Genomic DNA, 14,453 nt, shown 5'->3' on the forward strand with positions numbered 1-14,453 from the left:
CATGTATACGGTACGTCCAACGGTCCCTCGTGCAAGCCTCTTCTGTTTCATTTTCTTGCTCTCTGGTCTTGAGCACACTGGGGCGAAGGACTTCAATCCCGACAATCCTCTCAACCAGCCGGCTCCCGTCTATTGGTGCTCGGGCAAGACATCCGACCAACAAATTTCAACGAAGCAAAGCTCAGACTGTCAACCGCTGTACGACCAGGAGACAGTAGCGGCCTTTCGAGAAAGCGCGCGAAAGCGCGGCTTCGATCTTCCGGAACGCGATCCCATAAAAATCGTTGAATTGCAGAATGCCGCGTCGAAATTTTCAGACCGCTATCGAACGTTCCTCTCCTGCTGCATGACGGGCAACGATGCGCCGGAACACATCGTTGACTTGATCGATGAAGCGAACCACATCCTACAAGCCGTTCAGCAAAAGGGTATCTACAATTCGACAGGGTTTGGAAAGGGCCAAGGGGCCACTGTCGCCGGCCCCGGAAATGGCACGGGTAATGGAGGGCTCGGCGGTGGTCCTGGCGTGGCTCCCAAGCTTGGAACGTTCGCTCGCCAATTCACGCTCGGCGAAATTGTCGGGACAGTTGCACGCGCGCGTGAGGACCTGTTTCGACTCAAGACGCGCTTGGACACTTTGAACGAGGCACAAGAGGGCCTCAGCGGGATCGACTATGAAAGCAGCGGCCGGGCCAAAGTGCAAATCCAAGAGGAAGAAGACGCGATCAGGAGAGAGTTTCAGGCCAAGAAACCGCCGTCATCGGCTCCGACAGGAATGGACATTCAAGACACGACCCTGCGCTCACGAATCGGAGGGGACATCGAGGACACCAAGTTGAATGCCCAGTTCGGGGCAGACATCAACTCTGCCGTTTCCCCGTACAGCAGAGTCAGTGAATCACTTCGACCGCGTCGAGGCAATGATATTCACGACAGCAATCTTCCGCACCGGCCGGGAACGGATATTCAGGATACGGTCGTTCCCAACAGCACCGGTTTCGAGGTCGATAAATCGCAAAATTACGCAGGGACCTCGACCGTTCCACGACGCGGAGTCGGCGCCTCGATTGGAGATTCCGATCTAAACAACAGGCGGCGGTAGTTCTGTCTTTACGGCTTCCCTCCCACCACCGGCATTAGCTCCCAGGTGTCCCCCGCGTCCTTGCTGCGATAGAGCCCGCTGCCGTTGGTCCCGGCATAGAACACTTTCGGATCCGTTGCACTTTGCGCGATTGTTCGAACGTTGGTGGTTGCGAATCCGCTATTAATCGCCTTCCACGTCAAGCCGCCATCCTCACTCTGATGCACTCCGTCCCGTCCCGTAATGTAGATCACACCTCGACGCGCGCGATCGAGCACCATCCCAACAATCATCTGATCGGCAAGCGACTCCCCGATCCGCTTCCACGCCTTGGCCGCATCGGTTGTTTTGTACAGCCCTGCCAGCGTGGCGGCGTAAACCGTATCAGGCTCGGACGGATCGACCAGAATCGACGTGACGTTCAATGCCCGCGACGTTTTCAGCATGTCGGGCGGCACCAGTCCATTATTCACTTTCTCCCAATGACCGCCCTGGTCGATTGACTTGTACACACCGCCGCTGGTTCCCGCATACAAAATAGCGGGTCTGGTGGGATCCATGCCCAGCGTCACGACCATCAGCACTTCCTTCATGCCTTCCATTTTCTTTTTCCATTGTTCGCCCCCGTTCCTGGTTTCGAACACTCCCATCGTGGTGGCAAGAAAGATATGTTGCGCATCGGCGGGATCGAAAAGAAATTGATTCACCACAGACGTGATCGTCGCATCATCAAGTCCGGTGCGCATCGATGTCCAGCGCTGCCCGCCATCATGGCTCTTATAGACGGCATCACCCTTGGTGCCCGCATAGACCGTCGCGGGATACGCCGGATCGATCGCCATGGCGATCACGCGGGAATAACTCATTCCCTGAGACAAATTCGCCCACGTCTGTCCGCCATCGCGGGACTTATAGATGTAGTCGTTCGTGGCGACATAGATAATATCGGGGTTTTGGGGGTGGAGCTGGATGACGACGATCGCGTCACTGCGACCGCAACCGGCGAGAGCGGCCGCAAGAACGAGAACCACAACGAGGTTTCGCATGAGGGTTTGCACGCCGCCTAGCGATAGTTGGTAAACTGCAGATCGATCTCAAACTCCCTGCCCTTCAAAAAGGCAATCGCCGACTGCAGTTCATCCTTGCTCTTGCTCAGCACCCGCACTTGCTCGCCCTGAATCTGTGCTTGAACCTTCAACTTCGAATCCTTGACCGCTTTGGTGATTTCCTTGGCTTTATCCGGTGCGAGCCCACTCTGAATCTTGGCCGTTTGTCGCACCGTCCCGCTCAACGCCGGCTCGACCGCGCCTTGAGTGAAGGCCTTGAGCGATACCCCGCGTTTCACGCACTTGGCCTTGATGATCTCCTGCACCGCCTTCAGCTTGTACTCGTCGTCCGAGACCACGACCAATTCCTTTTCCTTCTCTTTCAGCGTGATCTCGGTTCTCGAGTCCTTGAAATCGAACCGCTGCTTGATTTCTTTCGTCGCCTGATCCAGCGCGTTCTTCAGCTCCTGCATATGCACTTCCGACACGACGTCAAATGAGAACTGATCAGCCACGATAGCCTCCTTCTTTACTCTTCATGTATGCATAGGAGCGGCCTGGTTGCTCCTCCAATGCGCGCATTGAACGAGCACATCGTTCGCATCCAGTGCCCAAATCCCATAAGCAGATGTGCGCGTTCGGGGAGCAAGAGGACGACCAGGCTGCTCCTTTTCCCTTCACACGCGGTGCGCGAGCGCTAGTGATTGACCAGGGCGCCCTAACAGCACCCGGTGCCGTGCGGAAGCTTAAAGCCCTTTTCCCCATCACAACGAATTGCCGTCTGCATCCGTCCTGCTGATCCTCCACCCGCCGACACCACCACCTCGCTGCTTGTAAACGGCTTTTTCAGCACGACATAGCCGTACCACTGCCTCAGACTATCGCCCAGCACGATTACACCCAGCACCGCCACCAGTGCCACCAGCACGGCATCCAGATAGAGCGCGAAGGCCTGCCCGGCCGCCAACTTCGCCGCTTTCTTCAGGAACATCCAAAACATTTCATAAGAACCCGTCAAGGTAATCATGCCCACGAACAGCATCGGCAGCGCCGTGACCCAGAGATAGGGCGACTTCCACATTTTGATCAGCACGGTCGTCCCGATGCAGAGCGCCAACATCCCCAGCAGCTGGTTTGCCGCGCCGAACATCGGCCAAATGGTTGAAATGCTGCCCGTCCCGATCAAATACGCCCACGCTCCCACGACTAAGCCGCTGCTCACCATCACACCGGGCACCCAGTTCATCCGGCGAAAGGGCGCATAGACCTTGCCTGCCATTTCCTGGATGAGATAACGAGCCACGCGTGTTCCCGTATCAATTGTTGTCAGAATGAAAAGCGCTTCGAACACCAACGCGAACTGATACCAATAGGCCATGAGACCCGACATCCCGGGCAGCGCCGAAAAAATAGACGCCATGCCGACCGCCAAAGAGACCGCCCCGCCGGGACGTCCAGCCACATCGACTTCGACCAACTGTGACAGCTCGGCAATCCGCGATGGAGCAAACCCCATCGCCGCCAGCGCATCGGTGCTTAAGGTTGTGTTGATCGCCAAGTAGTCGCCGGGAATCAGCACTGAAGCCGCGATCAGTGCCATCACTCCCACAAAGCTTTCCAGCAACATTGCCGCATACCCCACCACCGCTTGAGATTCCTGCTCAATCATTTTGGGCGTCGTGCCGGAAGAGACCAACGAGTGGAAGCCCGAGATAGCCCCGCACGCAATCGTGATGAAGAGAAAGGGGAAGAGGGTACCGGGAATAATCGGGCCACCACCGGCGGCAAAACTCGTCACACGCGGCATCTCAATCGTCGGCGCCATGAGGATGACACCAACCCCCAGCAGAAACACGACGCCAAGCTTCATAAATGTGGAAAGATAGCCGCGCGGCACCAGCAACATCCAGCCCGGCAATACCGAGGCCAGAAATCCATACCCGGCGAGCAGCCAGATCAGCGCGGGCTTGTCGAACTCGAAGAGCCAGGCGTAGGACGACTGCGCAACAACGCGACCGAACAGTACCGCTGCAATTAAAAGTACGACACCGATGATCGACACTTCGGCCACGGCGCCGGCACGAAACTTCTGGAGATAGAAGCCCATGAGGAAGCCGATCGGAATCGTCATCGCAATCGTAAAGGTTCCCCAGGCATTATGGTACAGCGCATTCACGACCGCGAAGCCCAACCCTGCCAGTGCCACCACCACAATAAAGAGCACCGCGATCGCCGTCGCCGTGCCGGTGAGCGAGCCGAGTTCATCGTGCGCGATCTCGGGCAAGGAGCGGCCGTTTCGTCGCATGGAGGCAACCAGAATGATGAAATCCTGCACTGCCCCCGCAAGCACGGCACCGATCACGAGCCACAGAAAACCGGGCATGAATCCAAATTGTGCCGCCAACACCGGACCAAGGAGCGGCCCGGCTCCGGCGATGGCCGCAAAGTGATGGCCGAAGAGCACGACCTTATTCGTGGGATGAAAATTGACGCCGTCGTTTAACCGCACCGCCGGCGTGACGTGCTGATTGTTCAGTACGATAACTTGCGTGGCCAGCCACCGTCCATAGAACCGATAGGCCAGCACATACATGCAGGCAGCCGCCACGACCAGCCAGAGACCATTGACCTTTTCATGGGGATTGATGGCGCCCGTCACATGAGCAAGCGCCAAGGCGCCGAGGAGCGAGAGCAGCACCCAGAGCAGATTTACCGCCGCCTTCATGCGCGGCATCCTAACAACCCATTACGTGCTTGTAAATCCAGAGTTCGTCAGTGAGTTGCCTTCGATACGGGATGTGATTACAATGTATCCTCATAGCTGGAGGATGACATGAAAGCCCACATCGTCCGTATCGGCAACTCAAAGGGAATTCGGCTCCCTAAGACCTTGCTTCAGGAAGCCCAGCTTGAGGATGAAGTCGTGCTCCAAGCAGAACCGGGCCGCATTCTGATCTCCAAATCGGCACAACCACGCGCAGGCTGGGCTGATGCCGCCCGACGCATGCGAGCGCAAGGAGAAGACAGCCTCCTCGACCCGCCGACTGCTACGCGATTCGATAAGGAAGACTGGAAGTGGCGCTAGAGCACGCGCCCCCGGCACGCGGTGAAGTCTATCTGATTGACCTTGATCCAACCCGAGGCAGTGAAATCAGAAAAACGAGGCCTTGCCTGGTCATCTCTCCCGATGAATTAAATCAGCACCTGCGGACCGTGATCGTCGCGCCAATGACTACCGGAGGGCAAGGCTACCCCTGGCGAGTGAGATGTCGTTTCCGCGACCGTTCCGGATTTGTGGCCATAGATCAGTTGCGCACCGTTGATAGCGAACGCCTCATCAAGCGGCTTGGCCGTGTCACGCCCGGAGCCCTTGCTGCCGTCCACGCAGTCCTACAGGAAATGTTCACACCATAACGATTGGCCCCACCCTTTGCATTCTTCCCGAACCCACGCGAGTACTGAACGCCGTCGTTCAACCGTACCGGCGGCGTGATGTGCTGATTGTTCAGTGCGATAACTTGCGTGGCCAGCCACCGGCCATAGAACCGATAGGCCAGCACATAGATACAAGCCGCCGCCACAACCAGCCAGAGACCGTTTACTTTTTCATGGGGATTAATGGCGCCCGTCACGTGAGCAAGCGCCAAAGCGCCGAGGAGCGAGAGCAGCACCCAGAGCAGATTTACCGCCGCCTTCATGCGCGGCATCCTAACAACCCATTACGCGCTTGTAAATCAAACGCTGGCCAGTCGTTCTTATTAACCATAGCAACCGCACAATAGGCCGCCGTCCGTTCACTTTTCTGTTGGATTGACAGCACTAGTGATGAAGGCAACTACCACGCGTATCGGCGCTTGCGGTTTCGCTCCGCCTGGGTCATATAGACTCTCATGCTCACCCTCATTCAGTTTCCCTGGTCCCCCTTCTGCATCACGATCAGGCACATCCTGACACGCCATCGTATTCGGTTTCGGCTCCACAACATCGCCTACCATGAGCGGGCTCCGATCATTAAAGCGACAAAGGGACAGGGGCATACGGTGCCCTGCGTGATTGATGGGAAACGGAGCATCTGTGACCGAACGGACTTCGGGCAGGAAGTTGCGCATTACGTGAATCGGCGCTATCAGCTTAACCTCTTTCCCAAAGACCTCGATGGGCTGCAGCTGATTCTCTCCCGCTATATCGAAAACGATTTGGAGTCGGTGGGATTCAAGGTGAACGATACCTATGTGATCCCAACCCGCCCTCTCATCGAACGGACGATGCTCATTCGCCACAAGGAGCGGAAATTCGGAAGAGGATGCGTCCGAGAATGGACCACCCACCGACGGTATCTGTGCACTCAGTTTGCAGAACTTTTGAAGCCGATCGACAGCATGCTAGCAACCTCACCGTTTCTTCTGGCCGATCGCCCGTTGTTCGTGGATTACAATCTATACGGCATACTGGGCAACTACCTATTCAACGGAAAGACGAGATTGCCCAATCTCAGACACCTGCGACGCTGATATCAGACGATGAATTCCATATGACTGAAGCGCCAACTTTCTCAACCTAGGTCATTTCCCGCTCTATAACCGCATCGCTGTCGTTAAGACCCAGCCACCGTCACGCGCGAGAGGCCCTCGCATAAACTTTCACCTCGCCGCTCCTCAAATCGTCCCAATTTTTGCTATACTTCTCTTCATCATGTCCTCAGATACCCCTACTCCTTCGCCTAATGGGCAAGACCGCCGAGAATATTACCGGATCAACGTCACGCTGCCCATTCGCCTTCAGCCTGAGACGGACGACACTGAAGGGGAGTTCACCGAGAAATCCGTCAATCTGAGCGGGGGCGGCATCGGGGTGGTGGTCGAGACACTCCACCAGGCCGGCGAGATTCTCACGTGCAGCCTGCTCCTTCCTGACCAGGTGCTCTTCAAGTCCCCCATCGAAGTGTTGCGGCTGGTTCCCATCGCCTATCCAGGCAACACCTATCGTCTCCACGCCCGCTTCATTCGGATGACCACACAGAACCGGGAATTGCTGATCAAATATGTCTTGCAGTTCCAGCGTTATCACCTTGCCAGACACTATTCCGTCTGACACGATTCCGCCTAAACGTGCCCTGCCCACTCTTCTGGCAGCAGGCAATCCAATTTGATGACTCGGAGTCGTCCCCACGAAAGGGGGATTCACTCACCGGTAGAAGGCCGACTAAACTGGGCAACCGTGGAAGCCACACGCACCTATCAACGTCACCACTACCGAGTGCCGCTTGCCGTGCAGTACCCGGTGATGTTTTCCGACGCAGAGATGATTGCTGAAGGGAAAGTCGTAAACCTCACAGTGTTCGGCTGCACAATTGAATGTACCGATACCGTACCGGAAAAGACGACGCTCCAAGTGCGGCTGATCCTGCCGGATCAAACACAGTCTCTACCGGTTGACGAGGCCGAGGTCCGATGGGTCCAGGGTAATCGAATAGGTCTTCAGTTTCACAAAGTGGAGCGGGCGGCGGATTTTCGGTTGCACGGCTTTGTGTGGGACCGCATGCTCGAACGGCTCCGGACCATTGCTCAGGAAGGGTTTTCCACCTCCTGATCCTGAGGAATTCTGCCTTTTCCTACCATCGCCAAGCACAAGAGTCCGATGCCGATCCAGACGAGTTCGCGGAACCGTCGCAGCAATGCGAAGGTGATTCCCGTCACGTCACTGTAGCCGAACGCTTGGAGTAACAGAAGATTGCCGGCATCCTGGGCACCCAAACTGCCGGGGATAAAGAAGGATCCGCCCTTGATAAATACCGCGAGCGCCCCTATGGAGAGAGCGGACAAGACACTCACTGAACCGCCGAGTAAGTAAATGATCCCGAACACCTCCAACGATTCAGCCATCCAGCCCAAAAAGTACACCCCCATCGACGCATAAAAGGCCTTTTGATGATGGCTGTAGAAATTCCGAATCGTCTGGTCGATCGAGCGCAAGTGCTCTTCCTCTGCTTCCAGGCTCTTGATTCGCAATCCAAGTTTCTTAACAAGCGATAAGATCGACGCAAAGAGTCCCCGGTGTTGGATGAATACGAACCCTGCGATTGAACACACCAACAGGCCGACACTCAACAGCGCCGCCGTGATCGTCTGCCCGGCCGAACTCCCGGCACCGAGAATCCAAAAGGCCAAGGCGATTCCCATGAGGATATAAAACACTTCGGCAATCGTCATCGTCGTCTTGGCAATCACGACTGAAGCGGCCCCTTCTGTCATGGGAACGTCATACTTTTTGAGCAGATAGGCCTTCAGCGGTTCGCCCCCCAGATAGGCCGTCGGAGTGGTCATATTCACCACCTCACCGGCGGTCCGAATCGTCAGCAGTCGCCAAAACGGAACCCCTTGCGCCGCCCGCCCCAACACCACTTTCCACCCATAGGCTTCGACGGAATACATCATGAAAGACGGGATCAGGACGGCGAGCAACGATGCCGGACCGAGTCGTGTCGCGGCTTCGTAGATATTGGCGGGGCCAATATGCCAGACAAGAAGGCTCAGGACGATGAGGCCAAGGGCGAGTAGGATATAGCGCAACACGTTAGTCGGATGGCGAACGCGGCATTATGGTCGAGGAGACGAGACGGCAGACGGGCGGATGACCCAGACCATGGCGCCGGCAAATAGTAAGGAGCCGGCTGCCGCAAAGAGAAGAAACCAATAGAGTTGATCGAACAACGCAAACCCCAGCAAGGCCGCCGAGAAATCGCGGCTGGCGACATTTTTCAGCATGACATCCGCCCAAGCCGCATGATCGGGAGTGCTCCATCCGCTGACTGCTTTGATCTTTTGCGCCTTCTCGACCAGCAACAATGAGATCCCATTGCCCAAGACCGCCGCAACGCCGAGCATGAGTGGAATCCAGTCATCCTCTCGCCCGATCTGCGTCGTATACAGCCCTACGGCGATACCCGCAAAAATCGCCATGTGAACGATGTTGTCCAGGACAATATCCAGCCAGGCGCCGAGGGGCGATTCGGTAAAAGTCAATCGCGCGACCTCACCATCGCAGCAATCGATGACGGCGGCCAATTGAAACAACACCGCCGCCACAATACCGGCGGTGTATGTTCCCAGCCCAAATCCCGCCGCGGCGACCAGACCGATCAATCCGGCGAGAACGGTGATGGAATTAGGTGCGAGCCCTGCGGCGAGAAACAGGCGCGTGAACCAACGGGAGAGTTTCCGATTGAAGTACCGATCGACGAACCCTTCAAATTCCCCCTTGAGCGAATTGAACAGCTTCTTTTCGGCCGACTCCACATCAGACAAGGTTCGGACATTCTGATACCAGGTACCCCGCTTCTCTTCAGTCGCGACGACACGCACACGACCGTCCGCTGCCGCCCGCTCGATCCACTGACGGATTGGAGGGCTTCCTTTCTCATTAACCACGGGATTCCCGGCGTTCATGAGAGTCGCCGGTACGACAACCAGCTCAGCGACCCGTAGACTCGGATCGTCCAGACGAGTCGATGCAAAAGTCTTCGAGCGACCGGGCGGTACTTTCAACGGTACCCCCTGTCTAGGCTGGGCGACCACGATCGCCTGCCCTTCCCGCACGTCGCGGCGCAATTGTTCGATCAATCCGCGCGAAAACACGCTATTGACGCTCGCGACCAACGCAAAGCCGTGCACTTCTGCCGCCAACGCTTCCCATGTCCGAGGGTCATCCAGTGGAAACTCTCGGATCGGCATCCACCGGACAGGAATCGTCACGCGCGGCCCTCTCCCCAATGCCTGTTTCAGCTGTTCCTCTTCGGAACCGGAGAGGACGATCAATTGGCGAATCCCCGCCCGTTGCAACGTGAGCACGGTGCGTTGAAAGAGCCCAATTCCCACGACGCTCGTCAGAGGTCCGACTTCACCGACCTCAGGCCCGGCCGATCCGCCAAAGACCCCGACGGAAGGCAGGAGGATCGCGGTCGCCAACCCGTGGATCTCGGCTCTGCGCTGAAGAATACTCTTACTCATGATTCCACATGCAATCGAACGCGCCAGTCATCGATCCACGATGCAGGTCCCTTCTGCATCGAACATCTCATGGTGAAGACTTTCTCACAATTTTGGCAAAACTTCCAACTCAGCTTTTTTCACATCTTCGATGAAATCGATCTCGGTCCAGGGCAAGCCTCCGATCTTTTCATGGCCGACTCTCACGTCCTGAAAGTACGGTAGCAGCGCGTCTTCGTATTCCATATCCCACGCACCTCGATCGATGTAGCTCTGGAGCGAGGAAACGACCCGAGGCGTGTCGGCATGCCGAACCCGGAGAAATCCCACGCCTTCGCCGGCATAGTCGTACTGTTCCGGCATTCTCTTGGTCAGCGCAATCACCCGACCACCCGCCACAACCACCATGCATTCCTCTCCGGTCTGCTTGACCGTCTCATCCATCAACAGCGCATTCTCGAAGGGCGACGACACCAGACGCCGGAGGATCTCCCGGTGAAAGAGCACATCGGCATCCATCACGATGGTATCGTCGTCGAGCGCGGTTCGCGCAATCCACAGGGAGGAAATACTGCCCCTGTGAAACTGCTCATTGACCAGAAAGGTGACGCCGACCCCGCACGAATCGTGTTCGACCGCAGCACGAATCATCTCCTGCTTGTATCCGACGACGATCTCCGCCCGCCGGACCCCGACACCGGCCAGTGCCTCCAGATAGCGATGCAGGAGCGACCGTCCACCGATCTCAATCAGGCACTTGGGGCGATGTTGCGTGACTTGCCACAGCCGTTTCCCGACTCCCGCTGCCAGAATGATCGCCTTCATGCTGCCTTGCACGCCTGTTCGAAGGCATCGAGAAACCCGCCAAACTGCGCCTCAGTCAACGCTCCCATATTAGCGACACGGAAAATCTTGTTTTCTAAGTTGCCTTGCCCGGCGTAGATCACATAACCCTGCTGCTTGAGGCGATCGTGCAACGACTGGTATGAAACGCCTTCGGGCAGATGAAACGCCGTAATGGTATTCGATTGTCGGTCCACCGGAAGAAGAGCTTTCACACCAAGCTTGGTCATGCGCTCGCGGATCATGGTCGCCATCTTCCTGTACCGCTGGATGCGATTCGGCACACCTTCTTCGAGCAATTCATTCAGCGCTTCGTCGAACGCATAATACACTTGTACCGCCGGGGTGAACGGAATCGTGCCTTGGCCGTCGTTGTCAATATAATGCGTCAGATGGAGATACCAAGACCGCTTCGGATATGACCGCATTTTTTCGACGAAGCCCTTCCGCACCAGCACAAAGGACACGCCCGGGAATCCCTGAATGCATTTGCCGGCCGTCCCCACCACCATGTAGATGTGCGATTTGGCGATGTCGAGCGTCTCGCCGGCCAACGCACTCACCGCATCGAGCACAAACACGCGATTCTGATTATCGACAATTTCGGCGATCTCGTGGACGGGGTTGAGAAGTCCGGTCGTCGTTTCGTGATGCACCATGCCGACAACGTGCACTTCCTGGTGCTGCCGTAAGGCAAGCAGCAGCCGTTCAGGATCCGGCCGAGCCGTCCAGTCATACTTCAACTCGCTCACACCGAGGCGATGAAGCCCGATGATCTGAGATATCCGCTCGCCATAGACACCGTTGTTCAGGACAAGCATACGACGGCCGTGCGGGATCGACGACATTAAAGCCGCTTCGACGGCAGCCGTTCCCGACCCCGTCATGACGACAGCGACGTACTCGGATTCAGCCCCTGGGACGAAAGCCTTGAGCAGCTTGGCTTGGATACGGTGGAGCAGTTCTGAAAATTCGGCTTCGCGATGACAGATATCGGGCCTGAGCAGCGCCTGCCGAACGCGCTCAGAAACGTTCACCGGCCCAGGATTCAGGAGAACCATTCTTCGACCCTTCCTCTTACAGAGACTGCGTCTTGCGCGAGTCGTGCACGTACAGCGCGTACAAGCGCGTCGCGTCTACTACCCCTCGATCGCCTTCATAAACCGGCGAGTAATGTCCGGCGGATCGTGCACGACACGGCCTGCATCCTCCGCAAATTCATTGACCTTGATGAGCAGCATGCTGGGCCCATCCTTCTTCAGCATGTCCTTGAATTCGTAGACCAGATCATCACGATCGAGGACCCGCTCGACATTGACATAACCTGCCGCCTTCGCCACTTTTTCCAGCGGCACCACATTGGAGATGGTGGGCTGATTCCCGGTCGTGCCGTACACTTCATTGTCAAAGACCACGTGAATGAAGTTCTTCGGCTTCAACGCCCCGACAGTCGCGAGTGTGCCCATGCCCATTAAGACATTTCCGTCGCCGTCAAAGGTGACGACTTGTTTATTCGGCTTTGCGAGTGCCACCCCAAGTGCGATAGCCGGCGCATTGCCCATAGAACCGATCATGTAGAAATGAGTGGGCCGATCCGCGATCTTGTGAGCCTCCCGAGAGGGAAACCCGTTGCAGATAATGACCGGCTGATTCGTCAGCAACTCCAGCAAGGCGGCCATGGCCTGCGCACGACTGACCAAGGTGCCTTGTTCGGGCCTCATGGGTGCAACCCCTTCACCACACCCTTCGTAATGAAAAGCGCGACCGGAATCCGCTGAGTCATAAACGTCGCCGCAACCCATCTAAAATCTTCGATCGCTGTGTGTTCCGTCAAGGTACGGTGTGGAATCTTGACTGTATCGAGCAATTGCGGCATCACTTCTCCCATCACCAGATGCTCTGGAGCGTCCTTCCCCCCCTGGCCCCGCCATGACACAATCAGCACACAGGGTTGTTGATAAATCAGATTAAGGGAAATGAGCGCGTTCAGGGAGGTGCCGAGCCCTGAGTTTTGCATTAACACAGCCGGAGTTCTCCCCGCCATGTATGCGCCTGCAGCCATGCCGACCGCCTCATCCTCCCGGACCGCAGGGACATAGAGCCGGCGGGTCATCAACTCCGCGATAATTCCTCCCAGAATCGAATCCGGCACACCGGTGAAAAAATTTACTCCCATGTCCTGCAGAGCCTGTACGAACACGTCACTCTCGATCACCGAGCGCTCCCTCCCAGAAGTCACGGGCACACGCCTGCGAAAGCCGGCGCATTATAAAATACGCCTCGGCGCCTTCTCAAGGACGATCGGCGGTTGTGTTCGCTCCAGCAGCATGCTAGCGTGAGTGCACCCGATGTGCTCTCCAATGCATCAGCGCACATGAACTGTCCCCCCCGCCTAGCAACCCGCACGTGGCCGTTAGTTGTGATGCTCACGGCCATGATCGGTGCCGGTACGACATGGGCTGTTCCCATGATCAACGACCCGAAAGGATTTCGGGATATTCCTTGGGGAGCTTCTTTGTCTTCCCGCCAGGACCTGGAAACAATCCGGACAAGCCCGCATATCGTCGAGTATTTTCCAAAGGCAGCGCCGGCATCCTTTGCCGGAATCGAGATGACCAGTATCCTCTATATTTCGGTGGATGACCAATTCGCGCGAGTCACGATTCGGTATCAAGGGAACCACGTCCATAGGCAAGTGCTGGACTTCTTGGAAACCCGTTTTGGAAGACTGGAGCGGGTTCCTGGACAAATGGCGCGTGGACTCACTCAACAATACAACTGGCGTGGTTCGGACACCGAAATCAATTTGACGTACCAAGCCGGTACGGAACGTGGCTACATCTTTATCGATAGTCGCACACTCGCGCCGCGGTTCAACGACGACATTACCGATTCCGCAGAGTAGGTCAATGGACAGGCATCTTTCCGAGCGGGTCATGCCCATCACAGTAATGCTGTTCTGTCTGTTGGGATCGGTGCCTACAGCATTGGGGGTCCCCATCGTGAACGATCCCAATGGATTCGAAGACATCTCCTGGGGGACAATCTTGTCCGAGACGGAGCACTTCGTGAAGGTCGAGGATGCAGGTCGCGTACAGATTTACGAGCGGAGAGAACGAAGTCCCTCGCTTGGCGCGACACCGGTCGATTCCATACGATTTACCACGTTTGAGAAGAAGTTCGGTCGAGTCACGGTTCGTTACAGCGGCAAAGATACCCATGACGGAATCCTGACCTATCTTCAAGCAATATATGGCCCACTCGATCGAACGCCGGGACAGATCGCCGTCGGGCCGGTCAAGGTCTATGCGTGGCATGGTCTTCTCACTGAAGTGACGTTGCGATTCGAGAGCGGGATCGATCGCGGGATCATCTTCTTTGAAAGTCGGACACTTGCTGAAAAACTGGCCGACGGCACTTCCTCCACAGCCTTTTGACTGGCATCGGATGTTCCATGCTGTCCCAGAATTTCCATTTCTATACGCTGGCTTTCCGGCA

At 56.5% G+C, this 14,453-nt stretch carries 18 protein-coding genes; 8 read left to right on the forward strand and 10 right to left on the reverse strand.

The window, feature by feature from the left end:
* Position 1 precedes the first annotated feature (1 nt).
* A complete protein-coding gene (locus tag H8K04_16125) occupies positions 2-1,102 on the forward strand; it encodes a hypothetical protein (GenBank protein ID UVT15321.1) in 1,101 nt (366 codons plus the stop codon).
* A gap of 8 nt (positions 1,103-1,110) precedes the next feature.
* Here the strand turns inward: H8K04_16125 and H8K04_16130 are convergent, their stop codons facing one another.
* The 3 genes from H8K04_16130 to H8K04_16140 all read right to left on the reverse strand — a co-directional run bounded on the left by H8K04_16130 (position 1,111) and on the right by H8K04_16140 (position 4,852).
* Entirely contained in the window at positions 1,111-2,127 is a 1,017-nt protein-coding gene (locus tag H8K04_16130) for a hypothetical protein (protein UVT15322.1), read from the reverse strand.
* Positions 2,128-2,144: 17 nt separating this feature from the next.
* On the reverse strand, positions 2,145-2,642 hold the full coding sequence (locus H8K04_16135; protein UVT15323.1) for a YajQ family cyclic di-GMP-binding protein: 498 nt from the start codon (positions 2,640-2,642) through the stop codon (positions 2,145-2,147).
* 203 nt (positions 2,643-2,845) lie between these two features.
* Positions 2,846-4,852, reverse strand: coding sequence for a carbon starvation protein A (locus tag H8K04_16140; protein ID UVT15324.1), 2,007 nt, complete (start codon positions 4,850-4,852; stop codon positions 2,846-2,848).
* A gap of 108 nt (positions 4,853-4,960) precedes the next feature.
* Between H8K04_16140 and H8K04_16145 the strand changes: the two genes are divergently transcribed.
* Together H8K04_16145 and H8K04_16150 are read left to right on the forward strand one after the other, a co-directional pair.
* Complete coding sequence (locus tag H8K04_16145; protein UVT15325.1) at positions 4,961-5,212, forward strand: AbrB/MazE/SpoVT family DNA-binding domain-containing protein; 252 nt, start codon at positions 4,961-4,963, stop codon at positions 5,210-5,212.
* The gene (locus H8K04_16150; protein ID UVT15326.1) at positions 5,203-5,541 is read left to right on the forward strand and encodes a type II toxin-antitoxin system PemK/MazF family toxin; all 339 of its coding nucleotides are present in this window, start codon (positions 5,203-5,205) and stop codon (positions 5,539-5,541) included. Before H8K04_16145 ends, H8K04_16150 begins: the two co-directional genes overlap by 10 nt.
* Here the strand turns inward: H8K04_16150 and H8K04_16155 are convergent.
* Positions 5,433-5,825 (reverse strand): hypothetical protein, encoded by a 393-nt coding sequence (locus tag H8K04_16155; protein UVT15327.1) that lies wholly within the window; start codon positions 5,823-5,825, stop codon positions 5,433-5,435. The genes H8K04_16150 and H8K04_16155 overlap by 109 nt on opposite strands.
* Before the next feature lie 192 nt (positions 5,826-6,017).
* Here H8K04_16155 and H8K04_16160 point away from each other — a divergent pair, with 192 nt between their 5' ends.
* The 3 genes from H8K04_16160 (at position 6,018) to H8K04_16170 (ending at position 7,716) form a co-directional block, all read left to right on the forward strand.
* The gene (locus tag H8K04_16160) at positions 6,018-6,638 is read left to right on the forward strand and encodes a hypothetical protein (protein UVT15328.1); all 621 of its coding nucleotides are present in this window, start codon (positions 6,018-6,020) and stop codon (positions 6,636-6,638) included.
* A gap of 181 nt (positions 6,639-6,819) precedes the next feature.
* Positions 6,820-7,218 carry a PilZ domain-containing protein gene (locus H8K04_16165; GenBank protein UVT15329.1) on the forward strand — a complete coding sequence of 133 codons (399 nt, stop codon included), beginning with the start codon at positions 6,820-6,822 and terminating at the stop codon, positions 7,216-7,218.
* 57 nt (positions 7,219-7,275) lie between these two features.
* A complete protein-coding gene (locus H8K04_16170; GenBank protein UVT15330.1) occupies positions 7,276-7,716 on the forward strand; it encodes a PilZ domain-containing protein in 441 nt (146 codons plus the stop codon).
* Here the strand turns inward: H8K04_16170 and H8K04_16175 are convergent.
* The 6 genes from H8K04_16175 to H8K04_16200 form a co-directional block, all read right to left on the reverse strand.
* Positions 7,692-8,699: a flippase-like domain-containing protein gene (locus tag H8K04_16175; protein UVT15331.1), complete on the reverse strand. Its 1,008-nt coding sequence runs from the start codon at positions 8,697-8,699 to the stop codon at positions 7,692-7,694. The genes H8K04_16170 and H8K04_16175 overlap by 25 nt on opposite strands.
* A gap of 24 nt (positions 8,700-8,723) precedes the next feature.
* Entirely contained in the window at positions 8,724-10,133 is a 1,410-nt protein-coding gene (locus H8K04_16180) for a CDP-alcohol phosphatidyltransferase family protein (protein UVT15332.1), read from the reverse strand.
* An 84-nt stretch (positions 10,134-10,217) separates the two neighbouring features.
* On the reverse strand, positions 10,218-10,937 hold the full coding sequence (locus tag H8K04_16185; GenBank protein UVT15333.1) for a phosphocholine cytidylyltransferase family protein: 720 nt from the start codon (positions 10,935-10,937) through the stop codon (positions 10,218-10,220).
* Positions 10,934-12,016, reverse strand: coding sequence for an alanine--glyoxylate aminotransferase family protein (locus H8K04_16190; GenBank protein UVT15334.1), 1,083 nt, complete (start codon positions 12,014-12,016; stop codon positions 10,934-10,936). Before H8K04_16190 ends, H8K04_16185 begins: the two co-directional genes overlap by 4 nt.
* A gap of 78 nt (positions 12,017-12,094) precedes the next feature.
* Complete coding sequence (locus H8K04_16195; protein ID UVT15335.1) at positions 12,095-12,676, reverse strand: sulfopyruvate decarboxylase subunit beta; 582 nt, start codon at positions 12,674-12,676, stop codon at positions 12,095-12,097.
* The gene (locus tag H8K04_16200; protein UVT15336.1) at positions 12,673-13,170 is read right to left on the reverse strand and encodes a sulfopyruvate decarboxylase subunit alpha; all 498 of its coding nucleotides are present in this window, start codon (positions 13,168-13,170) and stop codon (positions 12,673-12,675) included. Before H8K04_16200 ends, H8K04_16195 begins: the two co-directional genes overlap by 4 nt.
* A 159-nt stretch (positions 13,171-13,329) precedes the next feature.
* Between H8K04_16200 and H8K04_16205 the strand changes: the two genes are divergently transcribed.
* Both H8K04_16205 and H8K04_16210 read left to right on the forward strand, forming a co-directional pair.
* A complete protein-coding gene (locus tag H8K04_16205; protein ID UVT15337.1) occupies positions 13,330-13,860 on the forward strand; it encodes a hypothetical protein in 531 nt (176 codons plus the stop codon).
* A gap of 31 nt (positions 13,861-13,891) precedes the next feature.
* Entirely contained in the window at positions 13,892-14,392 is a 501-nt protein-coding gene (locus H8K04_16210; protein ID UVT15338.1) for a hypothetical protein, read from the forward strand.
* Positions 14,393-14,453 lie beyond the last annotated feature (61 nt).

The organism is Nitrospira sp. (genome assembly GCA_024760525.1).
Classification (GTDB): Bacteria; Nitrospirota; Nitrospiria; order Nitrospirales; family Nitrospiraceae; genus Nitrospira_D.